This window comes from Streptomyces sp. 6N223 (assembly GCF_052246635.1).
GTDB lineage: Bacteria > Actinomycetota > Actinomycetes > Streptomycetales > Streptomycetaceae > Streptomyces.
The window spans coordinates 104,570-123,920 of sequence record NZ_JBQQCA010000015.1 but is presented as its reverse complement, the minus strand read 5'-3'; the positions used below and the strand labels follow the sequence as shown (position 1 = coordinate 123,920).

Annotated in this window: 22 protein-coding genes; 11 read left to right on the top strand and 11 right to left on the bottom strand. The window is 68.5% G+C overall.

The window, feature by feature from the left end; all coding sequences use genetic code 11:
• Positions 1-510: amidohydrolase family protein (locus ACTWQH_RS12595; protein WP_443286548.1), on the top strand; the 510-nt coding region annotated here is incomplete at its 5' end.
• Here ACTWQH_RS12595 and ACTWQH_RS12590 read toward each other — a convergent pair.
• Both ACTWQH_RS12590 and ACTWQH_RS12585 read right to left on the bottom strand, forming a co-directional pair.
• Complete coding sequence (locus tag ACTWQH_RS12590; RefSeq protein WP_443286547.1) at positions 507-1,424, bottom strand: methyltransferase domain-containing protein; 918 nt, start codon at positions 1,422-1,424, stop codon at positions 507-509. The genes ACTWQH_RS12595 and ACTWQH_RS12590 overlap by 4 nt on opposite strands.
• Before the next feature lie 48 nt (positions 1,425-1,472).
• Positions 1,473-1,880, bottom strand: coding sequence for an ankyrin repeat domain-containing protein (locus ACTWQH_RS12585; protein WP_443286546.1), 408 nt, complete (start codon positions 1,878-1,880; stop codon positions 1,473-1,475).
• A 115-nt stretch (positions 1,881-1,995) separates the two neighbouring features.
• Here ACTWQH_RS12585 and ACTWQH_RS12580 point away from each other — a divergent pair, with 115 nt between their 5' ends.
• Positions 1,996-3,192: a sensor histidine kinase gene (locus ACTWQH_RS12580; protein ID WP_443286545.1), complete on the top strand. Its 1,197-nt coding sequence runs from the start codon at positions 1,996-1,998 to the stop codon at positions 3,190-3,192.
• Between the two features lie 259 nt (positions 3,193-3,451).
• Here ACTWQH_RS12580 and ACTWQH_RS12575 read toward each other — a convergent pair whose 3' ends face one another.
• Entirely contained in the window at positions 3,452-4,060 is a 609-nt protein-coding gene (locus ACTWQH_RS12575; protein WP_443286544.1) for a YdcF family protein, read from the bottom strand.
• Positions 4,057-5,565: a hypothetical protein gene (locus tag ACTWQH_RS12570; RefSeq protein ID WP_443286543.1), complete on the bottom strand. Its 1,509-nt coding sequence runs from the start codon at positions 5,563-5,565 to the stop codon at positions 4,057-4,059. The genes ACTWQH_RS12575 and ACTWQH_RS12570 overlap by 4 nt, the downstream gene beginning before the upstream one ends.
• 208 nt (positions 5,566-5,773) lie before the next feature.
• On the opposite strand from ACTWQH_RS12570, the gene ACTWQH_RS12565 reads away from it, so the two are divergent.
• The 3 genes from ACTWQH_RS12565 (at position 5,774) to ACTWQH_RS12555 (ending at position 7,077) form a co-directional block, all read left to right on the top strand.
• Complete coding sequence (locus tag ACTWQH_RS12565; protein ID WP_443286542.1) at positions 5,774-5,959, top strand: hypothetical protein; 186 nt, start codon at positions 5,774-5,776, stop codon at positions 5,957-5,959.
• Complete coding sequence (locus tag ACTWQH_RS12560; protein ID WP_443286541.1) at positions 5,952-6,125, top strand: hypothetical protein; 174 nt, start codon at positions 5,952-5,954, stop codon at positions 6,123-6,125. The genes ACTWQH_RS12565 and ACTWQH_RS12560 overlap by 8 nt, the downstream gene beginning before the upstream one ends.
• A gap of 370 nt (positions 6,126-6,495) precedes the next feature.
• Positions 6,496-7,077: a hypothetical protein gene (locus tag ACTWQH_RS12555; protein WP_443286540.1), complete on the top strand. Its 582-nt coding sequence runs from the start codon at positions 6,496-6,498 to the stop codon at positions 7,075-7,077.
• Between the two features lie 21 nt (positions 7,078-7,098).
• Here the strand turns inward: ACTWQH_RS12555 and ACTWQH_RS12550 are convergent, their stop codons facing one another.
• Positions 7,099-7,476: a hypothetical protein gene (locus tag ACTWQH_RS12550; RefSeq protein WP_443286539.1), complete on the bottom strand. Its 378-nt coding sequence runs from the start codon at positions 7,474-7,476 to the stop codon at positions 7,099-7,101.
• A gap of 521 nt (positions 7,477-7,997) precedes the next feature.
• On the opposite strand from ACTWQH_RS12550, the gene ACTWQH_RS12545 reads away from it, so the two are divergent.
• Positions 7,998-8,699, top strand: a complete 702-nt coding sequence (locus ACTWQH_RS12545; RefSeq protein WP_443286538.1) for a response regulator — start codon at positions 7,998-8,000, stop codon at positions 8,697-8,699.
• Here ACTWQH_RS12545 and ACTWQH_RS12540 read toward each other — a convergent pair.
• The 4 genes from ACTWQH_RS12540 to ACTWQH_RS12525 form a co-directional block, all read right to left on the bottom strand.
• Positions 8,696-9,469 (bottom strand): cupredoxin domain-containing protein, encoded by a 774-nt coding sequence (locus ACTWQH_RS12540; protein WP_443286537.1) that lies wholly within the window; start codon positions 9,467-9,469, stop codon positions 8,696-8,698. The genes ACTWQH_RS12545 and ACTWQH_RS12540 overlap by 4 nt on opposite strands.
• 107 nt (positions 9,470-9,576) lie before the next feature.
• A complete protein-coding gene (locus ACTWQH_RS12535; RefSeq protein WP_443286536.1) occupies positions 9,577-10,701 on the bottom strand; it encodes a cupredoxin domain-containing protein in 1,125 nt (374 codons plus the stop codon).
• Between the two features lie 54 nt (positions 10,702-10,755).
• The gene (locus ACTWQH_RS12530) at positions 10,756-11,688 is read right to left on the bottom strand and encodes a copper resistance D family protein (RefSeq protein ID WP_443286535.1); all 933 of its coding nucleotides are present in this window, start codon (positions 11,686-11,688) and stop codon (positions 10,756-10,758) included.
• Positions 11,685-12,338 (bottom strand): hypothetical protein, encoded by a 654-nt coding sequence (locus tag ACTWQH_RS12525; protein WP_443286534.1) that lies wholly within the window; start codon positions 12,336-12,338, stop codon positions 11,685-11,687. The genes ACTWQH_RS12530 and ACTWQH_RS12525 overlap by 4 nt, the downstream gene beginning before the upstream one ends.
• A gap of 282 nt (positions 12,339-12,620) precedes the next feature.
• Here ACTWQH_RS12525 and ACTWQH_RS12520 point away from each other — a divergent pair, with 282 nt between their 5' ends.
• From ACTWQH_RS12520 to ACTWQH_RS12510, 3 genes are all read left to right on the top strand, one after another.
• The gene (locus tag ACTWQH_RS12520) at positions 12,621-13,754 is read left to right on the top strand and encodes a CapA family protein (protein WP_443286533.1); all 1,134 of its coding nucleotides are present in this window, start codon (positions 12,621-12,623) and stop codon (positions 13,752-13,754) included.
• Positions 13,755-13,857: 103 nt separating this feature from the next.
• Positions 13,858-14,717 (top strand): IS5 family transposase gene (locus ACTWQH_RS12515; protein WP_443286532.1). Its coding sequence is split into 2 segments (ribosomal slippage): positions 13,858-14,200 and positions 14,200-14,717, totalling 861 coding nucleotides; the frame shifts between segments, so codons are not numbered across the junction.
• A 33-nt stretch (positions 14,718-14,750) separates the two neighbouring features.
• A complete protein-coding gene (locus tag ACTWQH_RS12510) occupies positions 14,751-15,035 on the top strand; it encodes a DUF6221 family protein (protein ID WP_443286531.1) in 285 nt (94 codons plus the stop codon).
• On the opposite strand, the gene ACTWQH_RS12505 is transcribed toward ACTWQH_RS12510, so the two are convergent.
• Both ACTWQH_RS12505 and ACTWQH_RS12500 read right to left on the bottom strand, forming a co-directional pair.
• The gene (locus tag ACTWQH_RS12505) at positions 14,964-15,344 is read right to left on the bottom strand and encodes a hypothetical protein (RefSeq protein WP_443286530.1); all 381 of its coding nucleotides are present in this window, start codon (positions 15,342-15,344) and stop codon (positions 14,964-14,966) included. The genes ACTWQH_RS12510 and ACTWQH_RS12505 overlap by 72 nt on opposite strands.
• A 497-nt stretch (positions 15,345-15,841) precedes the next feature.
• Positions 15,842-16,018, bottom strand: a complete 177-nt coding sequence (locus ACTWQH_RS12500; protein WP_443286528.1) for a hypothetical protein — start codon at positions 16,016-16,018, stop codon at positions 15,842-15,844.
• Positions 16,019-16,844: 826 nt separating this feature from the next.
• On the opposite strand from ACTWQH_RS12500, the gene ACTWQH_RS12495 reads away from it, so the two are divergent.
• Together ACTWQH_RS12495 and ACTWQH_RS12490 are read left to right on the top strand one after the other, a co-directional pair.
• Positions 16,845-18,071, top strand: a complete 1,227-nt coding sequence (locus ACTWQH_RS12495; protein WP_443286558.1) for a radical SAM protein — start codon at positions 16,845-16,847, stop codon at positions 18,069-18,071.
• On the top strand, positions 18,071-19,192 hold the full coding sequence (locus tag ACTWQH_RS12490) for an aKG-HExxH-type peptide beta-hydroxylase (RefSeq protein ID WP_443286527.1): 1,122 nt from the start codon (positions 18,071-18,073) through the stop codon (positions 19,190-19,192). Before ACTWQH_RS12495 ends, ACTWQH_RS12490 begins: the two co-directional genes overlap by 1 nt.
• Positions 19,193-19,351: the final 159 nt, after the last annotated feature.

The following is a 19,351-nucleotide window of genomic DNA, read 5'->3' as shown; positions in this document are numbered from 1 at the left end:
GTGCTGTTGCGGCATCTGCTGTGGCGTGCCGCCGAGACCGGGCTGCCGCTGCAGATACACACCGGCTTCGGCGACAGCGACCTCCGCCTCGACCGCGCCGACCCGGCCCTTCTCATCGCGTTCGTCCAGGCCGTCCAGCCCACCGGCTGCCGCCTCGTCCTGCTGCACGGCTACCCCTACCACCGGCAGGCCGGATACCTCGCCGCCGTCTACCCGCACGTCTACGCCGACGTGGGCCTGACGCTGACCCACACCGGCGCCCGCGCGCAGGCCGTGCTCGGCGAGATGCTGGAGCTGACGCCCTTCGGCAAGCTGCTGTTCTCCACCGACGCCTACGGGCTGCCCGAGCTGTACCTCGTCGGCGCCGAGGCGTTCCGTCAGGCCCTGGGCGGGCTGCTCGGCCAGTGGACCCGCGAGGGCGCCTGGTCCCGGGCCGACGCCGAGCGGGTGGCCGCGCTCGTCGCCGCGGACAACGCCCGCCGCCTGTACACCCTCCAGGGCTTGTCCTAGGGCTTGTCCCAGGGCTTGTCGAGAACCAGGGCCGTGTAGCCGGTGTACCGGCTCACGGTCTCGTGCGCGTGGATCGACGCCGTCACCTCGCGCCAGTCCCGCTCGGTGAGGTCACGCAGTCCGCGCCACCGCAGGCACAGCGCGCTTCTGCCGGCGCGGGAGGCGGCCACGCGGGACAGCGCCGTGCCGAGCCGGGCGAAGGGGTCGCTGACGTTCCGCGTCCAGTCGAGGACGCGGGTCGGGAGGAAGCCGGCGGAGCGGGCGAGGGCCAGGTAGCGCTCCCTCGGCTCCAGCTCCTCGAAACGCCACGCGTCGCGCACGCGCCGCTCGGGGTCGAGCCGGGCGATGGCGCCGGGGTCGGGGGTGCGCCAGGTGAAGTCCACCAGGACCAGCCGCCCGCCGGGCCGCAGCACCCGGAACGCTTCGGCCAGGAAGGCGCGTCGGCCCTCAGAGCCGAAGTGGAAGGCGGCCTCCAGGCAGTGCGCCCGGTCGAAGGAGCCGTCGGTGACGGTGGCACCCTCCGCCTCCGGGGGCAGCGCGGTCACGTCGCCGACGGCGAAGGCCGCGCGCGGACGGCCGCCGAAGCGCTCGCGCGCCTCGCGGATCTGCGACGTGCTGATGTCCACCCCGAGCGCGCGGCAGCCGGCGCCGGCCAGGCGGGCCGTGGTGTAGCCGCGTCCGCAGCAGGCGTCGAGCACCCGGTCGCCGGGGCCGGCGTTCAGCAGCGCGAGGGAGCGCGCGACGAGGCGCCGCTGGAAGAACGCCAGGCCACCCAGCAGCGCGGGCGCGGTCGGCACCGTGTAGTAGCCGCAGTTGACCAGGTCGCTCCAGCCCAGGCGGCGGAAGACGCGGAAGAGGACGTTGGTGGTGGAGTCGTCGCGGTAGGCGTCGCTGATGGGGCTCTCGGCGTCCATGCCCCACACCTACCCCTCCGCTCCCCCTCCGCTGCCCTCCGCCCGTGTCTAGCTCGCGCCGAACAGGTCGAGCAGCTCCGTACGCCCGAACATCCGCGCCGTGTCGATCGCGGACGGCTGGCCCGCCGCCGGGTCGGCCCCGGCCTCCAGGAGCACCCGGACCACGTCCGCCTCGCCCTTGAAGACCGCGCCCGCGATCGGCGTCTGCCCCTGGTCGTTCGGCCGCGTCGCGTCCGCGCCGCGCGCCAGCAGCACGCGCACCGTGTCCGCGTGCCCGTGGTAGGCGGCCAGCATCAGCAGCGTGTCGCCCCGGTCGTTGCTGAGGTTCGGGGGCACGCCCGCGTCCACGTACGCCGCCACCGTGTCGGTGTCGCCCTGCCTGGCCAGGTCGAACACCTTCGCCGCCAGCTGGAGCACCTCGGGGTCGTGCGCGGGCTCCTCGCTTGGGCCGGTCATGGGGGACTGCCTCCTTCACACGCCAAAGATGCTCATAACGACACAGCGCGGGCGGTAGTGAGCGGTATTGAGCGGAACCGCGCTGCCGCACCCCAGCCTACGTACTCTGGGCGACATGTCCGCCCCCTCCGTGCCCGCTCTGCGAGCCGCCGCGCGCGACCGCGTGATGCAGCTGACCGGCATCGCCCTGCTCGTCGACACCGGACTCGCGCTGTTCAAGGACATCGACGGCGGCCGGGCGCCCGCCGCGGTCGGCTGGCTCCTCGCCCTCGCCGCCTGGCTCGCGCTCGCCTTCGCCCGCCGCTGGCCCATGGCCGTCTCCGTGGTCACGCTGCTCCTGGCCTGCGCGTACTACCCGCTCTCGTTGGCCGACGGGCCCACGGTGATGGTGGCGTTCATCGTCTCCCTCTACTTCGTCGCCCGCTCCGGGCAGCTCGCCGCCGCCCTCACCATCGCCGCCCTGACGACGCTGCTGCTGGCGTACACCGAGCTCATGGTCTTCGAGGACGACCAGCACGTGGAACCCGCGTCCATCGCGCTGCTCAGCGGCTGGCTGCTCAGCGTCATCGCCTTCGGCCACGCCATGCTGATCCGCCACGCCTACCAGCACGAGGCCGAGCAGCGCGCGCTGGCCGCCGAGCGGGAACGCGATGTCCGCGCCCGCCAGTCCGCCACCGAGGAACGCCTGCGCATCGCCCGCGAGCTGCACGACGTCCTCGGCCACAACATCTCCCTGATCAACGTGCAGGCCTCCGCCGCCGTGCACCGCAGCGCCAAGCGCCCCGGCGAGACCGCCGAGCTGGTGCAGGCCCTGGAGTCGGTGCGCGAGACCAGCAGGGAGGCGCTGCGCGAGCTGCGCGCCACCCTCGGCGTGCTGCGGCAGGTCGACGAGGCCGCGCCCACCGCCCCGGCCGCCGGGCTCGACCGGCTGGGCGAGCTGGCCGAACGCGCGGGCGCGGCCGGGCTCGACGTCACGGTCGAGACCACCGGGGAGCCGCCCGTGGTGCCGCCGCAGATCTCGCTCGCGGCGTACCGCATCGTGCAGGAGTCGCTCACCAACGTCACCCGCCACGCCCGGGCCGCCCACGCCGTGGTGCGCGTCGAGTACGAGCCGGGGGAGCTGCGCGTGCGGATCGAGGACGACGGGCGGGGCTCGGTCGGCGGCGACACCAGCGGCAGCGGCATACGCGGCATGGCGGAGCGGGCACGGGCGCTGGGCGGCGAGCTCGCGGCCGTCGATACTGGCTCCGGCTTCCGGGTGGCCGCCCGGCTGCCGTTGCCTGCGGAGTCTGCGGAAGGGGAGGGCTTGTGATCAGCGTGGTGCTGGCCGAGGAGGGAGTGAACCCTTGCCCACGTAGGGTCCGTGACCTGCGGGTTTCCGGTCTGGAAGCCGTTGGGCTCCCGGTGCGGTGAGGGGAATCACCGACGACCGGGCGGCATTCCTGCCAGCCTCGCAGGGCGACCACGGGCACACCTTCAGAACGATGCCTGACGACCAATAAGATGCAACGCCCCATCCCGCGCTGTGACTGGCGCCAGAGCGGGCTTTCTGCTGTCGAGTTGCTGGCGGATCAGCAGCGCCATGCACCATCAATTAGTTCGGCTCTGCGGAAACTACCATCGGCGACACGGCGGGAAACCTCTTCCCACTCTCGGATCACCCTCCGCTTGCCATCGGGGATACCAGGCCAATCAACCCTGGTCACTGACCGTCCCGCATAAATGGGCTCCCACGAGATAGCGTAGAAGGGAGTGATATCCGGAAGTAGGCTCGCAAGAGAATGCAGTGTGCGACGGTGGTACCACTTGCTGATGGCCGTGATCGTCAATCCAGAATCCAGGGCTTCACGCAGGAAGGGGAGGGCAAATTCTACGTTCTGCCAAGTGTTGGCTGATTGATCCTCGTATCGGATAACCGAGTCGGGAACGCCGCGCTCAATCAGCAGCTTGCGAAACTCGCTGCCTTCTACAATGCCATTGTGGCGATTAGTGCCACCCGTGGCGATGATCAGGGGAGCTAGCCCCTGGTGATATCTCTTTGCGGCGATCTCAACAGGCTGGATTTGATTGGTTCCAAAGATGAGGTGAGCGGTCGGCTTTTCCCCAGGCGGCGGAGCTTCGATGTCTACGAACTCAGTGATTTCACCGATCTGATCGACAGTCAGGTTTTCGCTGTTCATTCACGACCCTCACAAGGTGTGGGCGGTTGGGCTTGGCTACTCATACGTCCAGTCGTTTCCAGATAGCGAGCGTTGTATTCGGCGGTCTGTCGTGCACTGGAGAAGTCGCGTTTCAGAACTTCATTCAGCTTGCCAGCGAGTACAACAGTCGGCCATGCTGGACGACTTCCAGTGAGGGCCGCGTGCCCCGCCGAAACTGCTTCATCCAAGTCTCCGGTTCCAGCTTTCGCAAGCCCCATGATGAGGAGTGCGCGGGCGTAACCTGACGGATTCTCTCCATGCTGGCGGGTTTCAGCTCGGTAGTGTGTCTGAATAACTCGGTCGGTCGCCGAAACAGCTTCCGGGTATCGACCTAGAAGCATAAGAGATGTTGCGGTGTATGGCGGGTCGTCCGCCAGAGCAATAGAAAAGGAGCCTGTTAGCTTAACGCGAGATGGGGGAATCCTCTTCATGGCCTTCGCGGCGTAGCGCATGGAATTATCCATTCCCTCTGCATCGCCAGCCATTGCCGCCGCTCTCATTTCTTGGGCAGCCAACTTCGCATGAACGACCATGCCGATTGAAGTGGCATTGTGCCCCTGGGACGCAAGCGCCGCCGACTGGCGTGGTCGTCCCTGGTAATAGGCAACCATGGATTTTGTCAGCATAGCCCAGCCCGCTAGTTCGGGATGTCCTGCTTCACGGCTCCGCCGTTCAGCATCGGCACACCAGAGATTCGCTGCCGCATGTGCCCCCATATCGCAAGCGGCGATCGCGAGCAGACATGATAGCCAGCCGGTTGCAAGGTTCATGTCTTTGTATCGCCGCATCGCTCCTGGATTCTTGAGATATCCATTCACGTATGACCTCACTACAACAAGTTCGTCGTAGACTTCCACGGGCGCCATACTGGACATCGTCAATGAATAATGATCAACTAGCTCGCCGACACTATCCGCGATTTCGCCGGAGCTATCGTTGCCCATCACATCCAGTGCTTGAATAACACGTCGGCCACGGTCAAGTTGCGCAGGCGGCATCTGGCCAACTGTCAGCGCGGCAGCACTCGCGGAGACGAAAGCGCGTCGGTCCACTGATGCCACCTCCGAATCATGCGGCATTTCAGAGTCAGAATATTCGGCACGCTCTTGCTTATCGACGAGCGCAGTCGGGACTCTATTGTGATCGCTGTCCGGATCGTCAATGCTTTCTGGAGAACCCTCCCACGAGCGAGGAGGTAAATCGAGCATTTGTCCCGGGATGCCGAAGCCATCGGCAATGCGTTCGATGACCTCCTTTCCTCGGATGCCTCGAACTCCCCTGATTACGTCACTGATACGCGAACTCGTCATCTTGCCGATGGCGGCTGCCATGACGGCGTAACTGGACCCGGTGCGCCTGTTCACCAGTCGGAAGACTTCTGCGAAGTTGCGGGTTGCACACGCCGTCCGCATCGGTTCGCTGTTCAGGAGGGCGTCAGGGATCGTCAGCGGGTAGCCGGTGCGCTTGGCTGCGCGGTCGTCCATGGCTCACCTAGCAGGCTCGGCAGCGATGTACCCCAAGGGTAGCTCTGGCGCGGTCAGCGGGGTTCCCCAAAACCCCTTGCGGGGTTCCCCGTTCCCTGTGTCCATGCCTGCCCGCCCTGGCGAAGCTCGTAGGGCGCGCATATGCCGCACCCCCGCGACCGTGGCTAGACGGCCCGGGGGCATGGACCACCTGAAAGGCCAGGCAGCCATGAGCAAGACTAACCACGATCACCCGAAGGTGGGCGAGCTGGTGAGAGACGCGGCCGGCCGCGTGGGCGTCTACATGGGCCAGGCGGGCCCGTACGCGATGCTCCGACCGCAGGGCGGCGGTCAGGAGTGGCAGGCCCGGCGCAGCGACTTGCGACCGTTCTCGCCGGAGGGTTGTCATGCCTGAACGCGAAGTCTCCGCATTTCCGAAGTCCGCCGATGTGCAGCAACTTCATTCCGCCGCCGAGATGCACGATGAAGAGTGCGGCGACTGCTCGGCCGGTTCCCGGTGCGTCATAGGGGAACGGCTGAGTGCGGCGGTCGAGATCGCCGACGCTGAGCTTGCCGGGTGAGCATATCCAGGGAGCCGAGGCAGAGCCGCAGCAGTGATCCCCCCTCCTTCTACTGCGGTACCTGCTTCGGTCACCGGAAGATTTGGTGCCCGCATTGCTACGGCTTCTTCGGCTGCGACACCTGCACAGGCACATGGAAGGTCCCATGCCCGCAATGCGCGGGCGGGACACTCGAACCGATCACCAGCTACCGCTTTTGACCGAAGAGAAACCGCACCCCAAGGTTTCCGATTCTGCGGAGAAGTTCCCGTAGCGGCCTCTGCGGGATCGGGATTTCAACCCCGTCCCTGTCGGCGGAAAGAGGACAGCACTACGGCAGGGGCGGGAACTGCAAGGCACAACCCGACCCGAAACGCGAAGGAGTTCGGTAGTGACCGTAACCATCGCCCTGCCGTCGCCCGACCGGGTGGCGGAAAGGGCACATCAAATCCTGGTCGCCATTCAGGCCGACCGGGAATACGGCGCCTTCGAGGCGGCCACCCTCGAATACTCCGAGGACTGGCAGTGCTTCACCGGCTTTCCGGTCATCAGTGAATGGCACCTTGAGAACGACGCCCCCGCCCTCCTCATCGAGGGGCTTCGGGCCCTGTCGCTCAAGGCGGTCGTCTACGAGCTGACCGGCGACGAGAACGCGGCGGAAATCCCGATCGCCGTTCCCGTGGACGAGATGACGCACGCGATGATCGCTCAGCCGCAGCTCCTGTCGCGCATCGCGCAGCGCGTCGGCGTGCACATCATTCACCAGACGGACCAGGAGCACATCGACTACACCCGGGGCGACTTCACGCACTCCGCCTACGTCGCCGCCTGGGGCGAGCCGCCGTCCCGCTACTGGCAGGACCACAGCAAGGTGGTCCGGCGCCGGGTGCTGCTGGCCGAGCGATACGACAGCATCGGCCTGGCCCGCTCCGGACGCGAACACCGCATCACCTTCGAGGCCCCGGCCGCCTAATTGAGCGCGCGGCGCAGCGTCTCAGTCACATTGACTTCCGGGAAACGGCGACCCGATCTCGGAAGCGGCCTTCTCAACAAGCGCGTCGAGAACGCCGGGCGCTGCGCCGTGCAACACCTCGCGCAAGTACTCGGCAAGCTCATCCGCACTGTCGGGCAACGCCAATTCGGCGGTCAGCGAAATGCCGTCCGACTTGTAGCGGGCTGCGGGAACTCCCACCTTGTCCGGATGGACACAGACGGGAGCGCCGTCCGCTGTGTACCGGTGGCCGTCCTCGGGATTGAACGGGAAATCTCGGGATGGCCGCTCGGCAACGTCGAATTCCTCCAGCGGAAATCGCCTTGCCGGACACACCCCGCAAGCCGGATGCCGTTCATACGGAACGAAGGCGTCAACCATGACGGGAGTCTAGCCAGCAAGAGCAGACCAGTTAGCCAATTCGAACATCGAGCGAGGGCCCCGGCGGGTGCGCGAACACCCCCGGGGCATGGCCAACAGATCGGAGCTGTTGACGTGCAGAACCTTACCGCCCGCTTCATTGCGTGGCTCGGGTTGCTCATCCACCCTTCGGGCCGCCACCGTGCTGACGCGGGACGTAGCGGGGCCGTACCCCCCATTCCGGCCACCAATCCCCACGATCCGCCGACCATGAAATTGCCACCGGCTGAGCCACCCACCATCCGCAACGGCGCGCCCCCACACGCTGAATACGCCGACCTTGAAGGGCTGGACGAAGTCAGCGACGAAGAACGGGCGTACTGGCTCACAGTGCTTGAGCAGTCCGCCCAGGTCAGGGAGCGCGCCGCAGCACGACGCGGCTGACCCAAGGGCGGCAGCCGCCCCGAGCCGCCCCGTCCGTGCGTTGCCCCCGTGGCGCATGGGCGGGGCTTCCAAGTGGGTGCACGCCTACCCTGGTTGCCATGACCGCGACGCGCCCCGGGGACCCCAACGCAAGATGTGTAAGAGTCCTCCTCGCCGACGACCAGCGGCTGGTGCGGGCCGGGTTCCGGTCGATCATCGACGACGAGGACGACATCGAGGTCGTCGGCGAGGCGGCCGACGGGGACGAGGCCGTGCGCCTGGCGCGCGAACTGCGGCCCGACGTGGTGCTGATGGACATCCGGATGCCGCAGACGGACGGGCTGGCCGCCACCGAGCGGATCGCCGGCGACGAACGCCTGGCGGGCGTGCGCGTCGTCATCCTCACCACCTTCGATGTGGACGACTACGTCTTCGGCGCGCTGCGCGCGGGCGCCTCCGGCTTCCTCGTCAAGGACACCGACCCGGAGGAGCTGCTGCGCGGCATCCGCGTCTGCGCGCGCGGCGACGCGCTGATCGCGCCGACGGTGACGCGGCGGCTGATCGCCGAGTTCGCGGGCAGGGCCAGGCAGCCGGACCCGGCGCCGCGGCTGAACGCCCTCACCGAGCGCGAGCGGGAGGTGATGGGCCTGGTGGGCGCGGGGTTGAGCAACGACGAGATCGCGCAGCGCCTGGTGCTCAGCCCGGCGACGGCGAAGACGCACGTCAGCCGCATCATGACCAAGCTGGGCGTGCGGGACCGGGCGCAGCTGGTGATCCTGGCGTACGAGAGCGGGATGATCACGCCGGGCTGGCTGAGCTAGCGCCGCCGGGCGGCGGCGGAGCGCGAGGCGGCGAGCAGGAGGCAGAGGACGGCGACGCCCGTGACGACCCCGGTCACGACCAGGAGCGGGTCCAGCTCCTCCGTGGTGGCGGCCGGGTCCGCCGCGATCTGCGTAGGGGTGGGTGCGGGCGTCGGCGTCGGGGTCGGCTCGGCCGTGGGAGAGGCGTCCTCGTTCTGTTCCCTCTGTTCCCGCTCTTCCTGGCGGGAGGCGGACGGCTCGGGCGCGGTTCCGGGCGCCCCGGCCCCGTCACCTCCGGCTTCGCCCGTCGCCGGGTCGTCCTCGTCCTCGCCCTCCCCGTGCTCGCCCTCCCCGTGCTCGTGGTCGCCGTGGTCGTGCGTCGGCTCCGGTTCGGGCTCGGGCTCGGGCCGAGGCGTCGTCGGCTCCGGCTCGGACTCCGGCTCCTCCACCACGACGCGGGCGACCATCTCCGGGTGCACCGTGCAGTAGTAGTCGTACGTGCCGGGCGTGGTGAAGGTGTGGCTCCACTCGTCGCCCTGCTCCAGCATCGGCGAGTCGAGCGTCGCGGGGCCGGATGTGGTCTGCACGTCGTGCGGGGCGGTGTCCTCGTTGGTCCAGGTCACGGTGGTGCCGAGCGGCACGGTGAGCGTGGCCGGCCCGTAGGCGTAGTCGGCGATCACCACCTGCCGGGTGGCGGCGTACGCCGGGCCCGCGGCCGTCGCCGGGAGGACCAGCGCGGCGGCCAGCGACAGCAGCGCGGCGAGGAGGAGTCGGGGAGCGGCGGTCGTCATGTCGGTCACCTTGCGCGTGGGATGCGGGGGCGCCAGGGCAGGATGGGGGCAGGCACCGGGCCGGCCGACTGCGACTCGGCCGGCCCGGTGCCGCCGTCCCCCTTCCCTCAGCAGTTGTCGATCAGGTAGTCCTGCGTGGGCGCGAGGAGGTTCTCGGCCCACACCGTGTGGGTGTTGATGTACTGGTCGAGGTTGAGGATGTCCGCGACCTGCTGGCTCAGCGAGGGCTCCAGGTGCGCGCCGGTGACGTGGTCGAGCAGCACGGTCAGCGTCTCGTCGAGGACCGAGCCGCCGCCTTCGGAGGCCGCCGTGAGGATGGTCTCGATCCAGACCGTGTGGGTGTTGATGTACTGGTCGAGATCGAGGGCGTCCTGCACCTGCTCGCTCGGGGAGAGCTCCAGGTGGGCGGAGTTGATGTGCTCCAGGATCGGCATGAGGACCTGATCGACGCTCTGGCACATCTCGTCGTCCCCGCCGCCGCCACCACCGCTGCCGCCGGTGCTGCCGCCCGAGTGGCCGCCGGAGTCACCCCCGGTGTCGCCGCCCGTGTCGCCGCCGGTGTCCCCGCCGGTGTCGCCGCCGGAGTCCCCGCCCGTGCTGCCGCCGCCGTCCGCCGTGACGACGATGCTGGCGGTCATGTCGGGGTGGATCGTGCAGTAGTACTCGTACGTCCCCGGCTCGTCGAAGGTGAACGACCAGCTCTCGCCGGTCTCCAGCGTGCCGGAGTCGAGCGTGTCGGGACCCGAGGTCGTGGTGACGTCGTGCGGCGCCGTGTCCTCGTTGGTCCAGGTGACCGTGTCGCCGACGCTGACGGTCAGCGTCGCCGGGCTGAAGGCGTAGTCCGCGATGGTCACCTCGTGCGCGGCGGCGGTGCTCGCCGAGTCGTCCGACGCCTCGGCCTCCCCGGTCTGGTCGGCCTGCGCCTGCCCGCCGTCGGCGGAGGGCGCCGCCTGCTCGTCGGAGGCGCTGTGCTCGCCGTGCCCGGACCCGCTCTGGGCCCGCGGCTCCTGCTCCGCGGCGGCGGGCGCGGCGTCCACGGCCGTGGCGGCCGTGCCGGACGTCGCCGACTGGAGCGCGCCCAGGCACAGCACGGCGGAGAACGCCGCGGCCAGGCCGCCGATCAGCAGGGTCCGGTTGCTCCGGGTCGAGGGGCGGGACCGGGAGCGGGACGGCGTCCGGCGTCGCCGACCGCCTCCCCCCGCGTCGCTGTCGGTGTTGACGGTGTCGGTCATGATCGCGTTTTCCCTTTCTGGGTTCTGTGTTCCGTGCTTTCTGCGGTGGTTCGGTCAGCGGCCCGGAGTGGACGTGACCAGCACACTCGTCGCTGCGAGTACGGCGAGAACGAGCACCGTCTCGGCGGCGACCGAGTAGACGAAGGGCCGGACGCTCCCGGCCGGGCCGGCTGCGCCGAGCCGGTGGCGTACCCAGTTCCTGCTGCGCAGGGCGACGAGCAGCGTCGTGCCGACGATCGCGGTCTTGACCAGCAGCAGCCGCCCGTAGTCGGTGTGCAGCAGGCCGTCGAACGAGCCGACCACCTGCCAGGCCAGGACCAGCCCGGCGGCGGCGATGGCGGCGACGGACCCGGCCGCGAGCCGGGAGTACGCCGGGACGACGACGGCCAGCTCGGCCGGGCGGCGGCGCGGCAGCACGGCGACGGTCAGCAGCACCAGGCCGCCGACCCACAGCGACACGCCGACGAGGTGGACGAGGCTCGCGGCCTCGCCCCAGGCGGGGCGGCTGCCCTCGGCGCTGTGCCCGTACATGCCGGTGGTGCGCAGCAGGCCGAAGCCGACGGCCGCCGCCCCGACGCGCCAGCCGGGCGAGCGCGCGGCCCGCTCGCCGCCCTGGAGCACGGCGGCGAGGACGACGGTGGCGAGCAGCCACAGCAGGGCGCGGCCCGCCAGCGCCACGCCGGCGTCGGTCTCCAGCACCTCGCGGTAGGCGTCGAGGGTGAGCGCGTCGGCGGGCGTTCCCTGGGTGGCGTAGGCGCCTTCGAGGCCGGCGGTCGCCACGGTGGACAGTGCCCCGGCCGCCCAGGCGAGGACGAGGACGGCGCGGGCGCGGCGTTCGGTGGCGCCCCGGGGCCAGAGCAGGGCGAGGAAGGCGAGCCCGCCGAGGAAGAGCGCGAGGGAGAGGTAGCCGATCCCGTGCGCCACGGTCAGGGCGTCGCGCACGGCGGGGTCGGGGCCGAGCGGCCCGGCGGGGGTGTGCGCGATCACGGCGTGTCTCCGATGCCCAGGCAGAGCGGGGGCGCCGACGCCGGTGCCTCGCCGCCGGGGGCGCCGAAGAGGCCGTCGAGGAGCGAGGAGACGGTGCCCACGGTGGAGACGAGCAGCGGCTCCGCGAGGTGGACCTCGCCGTCCGCGCAGGGGTCGTCGGTGGGCGTGGGGGAGGGGGACGGCGGCGGGGAGTCCGGGTCGCTCGGGGAGGGCGAGGGCGTGTGCCCCCCGGAGCCGCCGCCGGGCTCGTCGTGCTCCTCGTGTTCCTCGTGTTCCTCGTGTTCCTCGTGTCCGGCGTGGTCGCCGGCCCCGTCCGTCGGCCCGGGGAACGCCGGCGGCAGGCCGCCCGCGCCCTCGTCCACCCCGTCCGTCTCGTCCGTCCCGTCGTCGTCGTCCGGTCCGGGCTCGGGCGCGGGCTCGGGCTCGGGCCCGGGTTCCGGCTCGTCCTCCTCCGGCCCGTCACCGGGGCCGGGGTCGCTGGGCCCGAGCGCCGCGGGCGGCGGCGGGGTGACGCCCTGCGCGTCCGCGACGGACGTGACACCGATCCCCGAGGCGTAGCCGAGGATGATCACCACCGCGCCCACCAGCGCGCCCGCGATGATCTCGTCGCGGTGGTCAGCGGGCCAGGCAGCCCGCGCGAAGAGAGCCATAGTGCCTCTCCTCCAGTCCTGGCATGATCGGATCAAGAAACGGCGTGACGGGACGAGTGGACTGGAGGCTGAATTCGCCCGCAATACGTGTCAGTTGCCCGACCGTTGCGCGACTCTCTTTCGGGCCTACCTCCCGCGTGAGAAGCAATAAAAGGGGCTTATCCGCGCAGAGCGGTCATGGAGAATCCCTTCTGCTTCATGGAGATGCGGTGAATACAAGCACCCATGGGCTCGTTTTCGGTCACGTTTCCATGCTGGGCGCCCCTGGCTAGCCTGGTGAACATGGCGAGCGTGGCGAGCGGCGGCCCGCCGGGCGCCCTGAGCCTTGCCCTCTGCGGCGACGTGATGCTCGGCCGCGGGGTCGACCAGGTGCTGCCGCATCCCGGCGACCCGGCGTTGCGCGAGGGATACGTGCGCGACGCCCGCGACTACGTGGCGCTGGCCGAGTCCGTCAACGGCCCCGTCCCCCGGCCCGTCGGCTTCGGCTGGCCCTGGGGAGAGGCCCTCGACGCGCTGACGCGCGCCGCCCCCGACGTGCGGGTGATGAACCTGGAGACGAGCGTCACGCGCGCCGACGACTTCGCGCCCGGCAAGGCCGTTCACTACCGGATGACCCCGGACAACCTTCCGTGCCTGGCCGCCGCCCGCCCCGACGTGTGCGGGCTCGCCAACAACCACGTGCTCGACTTCGGCCGGGCCGGGCTCGCGGAGACGCTCGACGCGCTCGCGTACGCGGGCCTGCGGACGGCCGGCGCGGGCCGCGACGCGGAGACGGCGTGGCGGCCGGCGGCCGTGCCCGTCGCGGGCGGGCGCGTGCTCGTCTACGGGTTCGGAACGCCGTGCAGCGGCGTCCCGCACGGCTGGGCCGCCGGCCACGACCGGTCAGGCGTGGCGTTCGTGCCCAGCCTGACCGAGCGCAGCGCCCACGGGATCGCCGAGCGCGTGCGGCGGGAGCGGCGGCCGGGGGACGTGGTGGTCGCCTCCGTGCACTGGGGCTCCAACTGGGGCTACGGCATCGGCGAGGACCAGATCCGCTTCGCCCACACCCTCATCGACACCGGCGCCGCCGACCTGGTCCACGGCCACTCCTCCCACCACCCCCGCCCCATGGAGGTCTACCGGGGCAGGCTGATCCTCTACGGCTGCGGCGACTTCATCAACGACTACGAGGGCATCGGCGGCTACGAGGAGTACCGCGACGAGCTGCGGCTGCTCTTCCTCGTCCCACTCGCGCCGGACGGGGCCCTGGCCGGCGACGTCGGCCTGGTGCCGCTGCGGGCGCGGCGCCTGCGGCTGCACCGCGCCACGCGCGAGGAGGCGGCGTGGCTGCGCACCACCCTCAACGAGGCGGGCCGCCCGTTCGCCACACACGTCGAAGCGGGCCCGGACGCGACCCTGACGCTCCGCCACGCGTGAAGGCCGCGCGCGCTGTGGCTGTGGCTGGCGTCGCGGGCCCGGCACGGTCGCCCGGACAGGGCCTAAAGCGTATCTCTTTGATCGGTTGGTCAGTTGATCGGATGTGTCTGTCCGATTAGTGATCACTGATGCGATGTGGGACCGGATCGAGCCGCTGATGCCGGCCGATCCGGTCCGCGGTCGGCGATGGGCCGATCACCGCCGAACCTTGGAAGCTATCGCGTGGAAGTACCGCACCTGCTCTCCCTGGCGGGACCTGCCGGACGAGCTCGGCTCGTTCCAGAGCGCTCACAAACGCCTGATCAGGTGGGCCATGGACGGCACCTGGGAACGCATCCTCGCCGCAGTTCTGGCAGCGGCCGACGCTGATGCCGACATCGGCTGGACCGTCTCGGTGGACTCCACCGTCTGCCGGGCTCACCAGCACGCTGCCGGTGCCAGGAAAAAGGGGCGCCAGGCAGGGCCGAACCTGACGCCCACGCCCTCGGACGCTCCCGCGGCGGCCTGAGCACGAAGGTTCACCTCGCCAGCGACAGCCGGGCACGGCCCCTGGCCCTTCGCGTCACCGCAGGCCAGGCGGGCGACGCCCCGGCCTTCGAGACCGTGATGGCAGGCATCCGTGTTCTGCGAAGCGGACCCGGTCGACCGAGAACCCGACCTGATGCCATCCTGGCGGACCGGGCGTATTCATCCCGCGCGATCCGCAATCACTTCCGGCGACGTGGAATCCGCGCTGTCATCCCCCAGCCGTCCGACCAGGTCGGCCACCGGCTGCGGCGAGGCCGCGACGGAGGCCGCCCACCGGCCTTCGACGCCGAGGCGTACAAACAGCGCAACGCTGTCGAATGGTGCATCAACCGACTCAAGCAATGGCGCGGCCTGGCCATGCGAACGGATAAGCTCGCCATCGCCTACCAGGCCGCACTCCACCTCGCCGCCATCCTCATCTGGACAGCCGCTTGACCGCCGAAGCACCTTGTCCGCGAGGATGACCACATGGACGATCTTGTGGAGTTCCTCGTCGCACGCATCATGGACGACAACCACGCCTACGCCTACGTGGCCGACACCCTGGGCGGCGAGGCTCTTCTCGACAGCCACCTCCCCATGCTCGATCTGATCGAGCAACTGGCGAACGACTACAAAGCGACGGATCCCTCGGACTCCCGCTCGGCCGGCCTGGCATACGCGCTTCGAGTCCTTGGCCAGTCATACGCCGAACACCCCGCCTACCAGCAGGAATGGCGCCCACAGCCTTTCAAGGAGATAGGTGTCGAGTAGCGCGGCGAGCGGCCGGTGGGAGGCCGCCTCCGCCTGTGCGGGGTGGCGCACGACGTCCGGCACGATCGCGGTCAGAGAGTGGAGTTCGGCAGGCCCGTAGAAGGCGATCCACGAGGAGCGGGGCTGTGTGAGGTCGGTCTTGGCCAGGGCGTTCTCGGCGCGGCCGAGGCACCGCAGGGCGGCATGCGCCTCGCCGCCATGGGCGAGTCCGACAGCGGTCCGGGCGTGGGCGAGGGAGGCGTGCAGCGGGCTGCGGCAGGTGATGGTGGCGTCCGGGCGGCCTGCGAGGAGCGGCGGCGGGGCCCGCACGCGGTCTGCCGTCGGCGAAGACCGACCCCCGGCGAGGCCGGCGCTACCGCCCCGCTACCCGCAGACCCTCGCGCGGTCGGGGGTAGCGGCATCCTCGGCCAGCTCCTCGGCGGCCGCCAGGTCATGGGCGGGAAGTCGAAGGTCCCCGCCCACGTGAACAACGAGCTTCTGGATCGCTTGCGCAACTGCGTCGTCGGCCTCCAGCGCAACCCGGACGTCGAGCTGCCCCGGTGTCGCCCTCTTCGTTCGTCGCGGCCGCCATCGCCGCTGCCGTGGAGCAGGCCGAGGGGGAGCACAATGCGGGTCGGCCCTCCCGGCCCGACCGGACATCAAGCTCAAGACCGGTCCGCCGGTCTCCTGACGTCTCTCCGGGATGCCCGGCTGGCACGGAGATCCCTGAAAGGGTTGACAGGCCGTCGGCGATTCACTCGATCCGATGACCCGGTCCTTGCCGATCCGCCGTCACGCACCCAAGAGGGCCGGCGGCAGCGTCGTGCCTACTTCGAAAGCCAGCTGAAGTAGACGACGGCGTCGTCGAAGTCGCTGTCGCTGTCGCCGTCGTCTTCGGCTTTGACGGTGGTCACCACGAAGGACGGGAGTGACAGCGTCCGCCATGTACTGCGGCCGAGGGAGCTCGGCTTGAAGATCTCGCCGTTGTCATCGCTGGATTCCACGGTGACACTGACCTTCTTTTCGCCCGACAGCTGGACCCCCCGATCTGCAGGCCGCCCTCTCCCGATCCCACCCACTGGATGGGGTGGGGGGACCCTTCCTCGAGGAGCGTCACCCGCTGGAGACGCGGCGAGCCGACCATCGCCCTGATGGATACGCCCTGGTACACGCCGTCGAAGTCGACATCAACCGTGTTGGACACCTGAAACCCCTTCACGTTGATTAGGGCCCGGTATGGAATGAAAGCTCCGGGCCTGAACCGGTCTATCACCCCGACCAGGGCCTCAGGCCGACCCAACAACAGCGCGTTGACGCCACGCAGAGGTGCTTGTCCGTGAGTTCAAGGGTCCAGACCGCTGTCAGCCATCGACAGGAAGCGTGTCTGACCCCGCCTCACCGTCGATGTCGATACGGCTGCTCGGGTGGACGCAACCACCGTTGGAGCAACCCCTGCAATGTCCTGATGGCCATGAAGCCGCAGGCTGGCTAGCGTCGAAACCACTCGCGAGTCTCATCGATTCACTCAATCTCGGAATCCGGGAGGGCATCATGGAAAATGGCGCAAAAAACCCCCAGCAGGCAGAGGTACGAGTCCCCATCAAGGACCTCGGTGCTCTCAGGGACGCCGTCGGGACACTCAATCCCATTCTTCGCGCGGCGCTTGAGGTCACCGAAGGCGGGCAGCCGCCTGTGACCGCCGGGTACAACCGCCTCACTTTCAGCAGGAGCTGGAGCGATAATCCGGAAATGTAAGAAACCGCGCCGCCGCTGGGCGGTAGCGGACCTGGAGTAGAATCGGCGAGGGGTTTGTCCTTGATTTCATCTCGTGTGCAAGATCGCGCGTTTCGATGTCCCTCTGGTGAAGAGGATTCGTTTTCTGAACGACGATCTACGGGAATCGCTCCTCCTGTTTCCTGCATCCTCAAGATCTCCTCGAGATGCAACCTGGACTGCACCTATTGCTACATCTACAACAAGGGCGATACGACCCATCTGACCCGCCCCCGGGTAATGTCCTTGGAGGTCGCCCGAGCCGCCATTCAGGAGATCGCGGAGTATGCGTCTCGGAACGGCATCACCGAAGCGGTAATCGCACTTCACGGAGGCGAGCCGCTTCTGGTCGGCAAGCCCTGGATGACGCGCTTTCTGGACGATGTCAGGAGAATGGCGCCAGCGGACGTGCAGCTCTCACTTACCCTGCAGTCCAACGGCATTCTCATCGATGCGGACTGGCTCTCGCTGTTCGCGAACCATGGAGTCCAGGTCGGAGTGAGCCTCGACGGGCCGGCAGTCTGGAACGATCGTCATCGAGTGAACCACCAGGGAAAGGGAAGCTACAGCCGCGTCCGCAAGGCGATCGACCTTCTGGTGGCTCAAGGCGCCGAATCACCTCCCTGGGGAATCCTCGTCGTGGCCGACCCGCGATTCCCCGGGACGGAGGTGTTCCGTCACTTGCTCGATATCGGTGTCCGGAACATGGATTTCCTCTGGCCGGACTACCACCATGAGGAAGGGCCGCCCTGGAACGCCGACCTTCTCGGCAGATACTATATCGATCTGTTCGACGAGTGGTACGGTAATGCGGATGCAGGTGTGCGGATCAGGTGGTTCGAATCCCTGCTTCAGCTGATCCTGGGTGGTGAATCACAGATCAGCGCTTTGGGTGCCCAGCCGGTGACCGATGTGGTCGTGGAGACCGATGGCAGCCTGGAACCGCTGGACATGCTTCGGATCTGCGGTGACGGCATGACACTCACGGGTCTTGATGTCCGCAGGCACTCGATCGAGAGGCTGCGGGAGACAGAGCTTTATCGCATGGGGCTGAAGAACCAGGAACTTCTGCCGTACGATTGTATGCGATGCCCTGTCTACGGGCTTTGTGGTGGCGGCGAGATGCCGCACCGATGGTCGAAGAAGAACGCGTTCTCCAACCCGAGCGTGCACTGCGAATCCCTGCTCGCGGTGATCGAACACATCGTCGGCACCGTGCGGAAGGAAATTTCCTTCGTCACTTCTCGATCAAACGATGCCGTCGCACAATCGATCTCGGGGTGATGGACTTGTCACCCCTCAAGAGATTTCATCAGGCACTCGGCTGGTATGGCACAAGTGAAGTGTGCGAGGAGATCCACCGCGGCTACTCCGATTTGGTGGGGCGGCACTTGGGTCAGTTCTTTATCGGAGTAAGGTCCACCCGCCCCGATGTCGAAGCGGAAATCGTCGCCAAGCTGACCGGATTGAGCGAGGAGTCGCTCACCAGGCTGTTGCTGGCGCCCGAGACGACGCGACTGCTGATGTGGCCCGACCCCGCGCGCGATGCTGCGGCGGCAGCCGGATTCCTCATTCGATCCGTGCAGGCGGAGATGGCGCGAGAGGGCAGCGTCGCAGAGCCCGTCGTGGAGCCGCTCTGGACGGCTCTGGGGGACACCCTGATCCTTCCCGGTGGCCAGGTCGTCGAGGGGCCCTCTATCAAGGGCGTGGCAGCTCTCGATCTCGACAGTCCCTATGCCCTTGGCATCGATGTCCAAGGGATCCGCTTCACCCAGCCCGAGGGCAGAGCTCCGTTGGCAGGGCGGGAGAGGGAGGAAGCGCTGGCGAAGTTGTCGGCAGCCATCGAAGGAATCGCTTCGGTGAGCAGCGAGACGTCAGCGTTTGTCGCAAGATTCACCAAGGCCCTGGTACTTCTCCGGGATGACCGGGAGCGAGTCTTCTCTTCGGGATCCTGTGCCCAGTACGTCGGACGCTCGGTACTGGGAAATCCGCAGTTCTCGGCCGTGGATCACGCTCTCGTCGCTGAAGGTGTGGTCCACGAGTCGATCCACGGATTTCTATACATGCATGAAATGCAGGAGAGTTGGGTCCTCGACGACTCCTTGTACAGCATGCGACCGATGGTTCCCAGCCCATGGACTGGTCGCCGACTGCCGGTCAGGCCTTTCCTACAAGCCTGCTTCGTGTGGTACGGCCTCTTCAACTTCTGGTCGGCGGCCGCGGAAACCGGAGTGTTCGGGATCGCGCGGGCGCTCGAGAGGCGCCAAGCAGCCTTGTGCGGTTTCTTGAAGGAACCGCTTACTCAACTGATCAAGCCCTATGCCGAGCAGGTGAACGGCGACTTGCTGGATGCGATCGGAGATCTGCAGGAACAGGTAGCGGCGAACCACGAGGCCGTGCTTTGAAAGTCGGCTTCGGCCCTTGTCCCGCATCGTGATGATCTCGGTCATGGGGTGCCGGAGGCGTGGTCCCCTACCCCACCGTCATGGATTTGGACCAGAGGGCGGCCTGGCGTCGTTGGCGGAGGGCCGTCGGCCGCCCGAGAATCCGCCATGAGGGGTGCT

What these genes read in the sequence shown, in the direction of transcription:
- ACTWQH_RS12560 (WP_443286541.1), top strand. Translation starts at nt 5,952, where the DNA reads ATGCCTGAACGCGAAGTCTCCGCATTTCCGAAGTCCGCCGATGTGCAG.
- ACTWQH_RS12590 (WP_443286547.1), bottom strand. Translation starts at nt 1,424, where the DNA reads ATGGACGCCGAGAGCCCCATCAGCGACGCCTACCGCGACGACTCCACC.
- ACTWQH_RS12570 (WP_443286543.1), bottom strand. Translation starts at nt 5,565, where the DNA reads ATGGACGACCGCGCAGCCAAGCGCACCGGCTACCCGCTGACGATCCCT.
- ACTWQH_RS12565 (WP_443286542.1), top strand. Translation starts at nt 5,774, where the DNA reads ATGAGCAAGACTAACCACGATCACCCGAAGGTGGGCGAGCTGGTGAGA.
- ACTWQH_RS12585 (WP_443286546.1), bottom strand. Translation starts at nt 1,880, where the DNA reads ATGACCGGCCCAAGCGAGGAGCCCGCGCACGACCCCGAGGTGCTCCAG.
- ACTWQH_RS12545 (WP_443286538.1), top strand. Translation starts at nt 7,998, where the DNA reads ATGACCGCGACGCGCCCCGGGGACCCCAACGCAAGATGTGTAAGAGTC.
- ACTWQH_RS12580 (WP_443286545.1), top strand. Translation starts at nt 1,996, where the DNA reads ATGTCCGCCCCCTCCGTGCCCGCTCTGCGAGCCGCCGCGCGCGACCGC.
- ACTWQH_RS12575 (WP_443286544.1), bottom strand. Translation starts at nt 4,060, where the DNA reads ATGAACAGCGAAAACCTGACTGTCGATCAGATCGGTGAAATCACTGAG.
- ACTWQH_RS12525 (WP_443286534.1), bottom strand. Translation starts at nt 12,338, where the DNA reads ATGGCTCTCTTCGCGCGGGCTGCCTGGCCCGCTGACCACCGCGACGAG.
- ACTWQH_RS12510 (WP_443286531.1), top strand. Translation starts at nt 14,751, where the DNA reads ATGGACGATCTTGTGGAGTTCCTCGTCGCACGCATCATGGACGACAAC.
- ACTWQH_RS12490 (WP_443286527.1), top strand. Translation starts at nt 18,071, where the DNA reads ATGGACTTGTCACCCCTCAAGAGATTTCATCAGGCACTCGGCTGGTAT.
- ACTWQH_RS12535 (WP_443286536.1), bottom strand. Translation starts at nt 10,701, where the DNA reads ATGACCGACACCGTCAACACCGACAGCGACGCGGGGGGAGGCGGTCGG.
- ACTWQH_RS12540 (WP_443286537.1), bottom strand. Translation starts at nt 9,469, where the DNA reads ATGACGACCGCCGCTCCCCGACTCCTCCTCGCCGCGCTGCTGTCGCTG.
- ACTWQH_RS12550 (WP_443286539.1), bottom strand. Translation starts at nt 7,476, where the DNA reads ATGGTTGACGCCTTCGTTCCGTATGAACGGCATCCGGCTTGCGGGGTG.
- ACTWQH_RS12520 (WP_443286533.1), top strand. Translation starts at nt 12,621, where the DNA reads ATGGCGAGCGTGGCGAGCGGCGGCCCGCCGGGCGCCCTGAGCCTTGCC.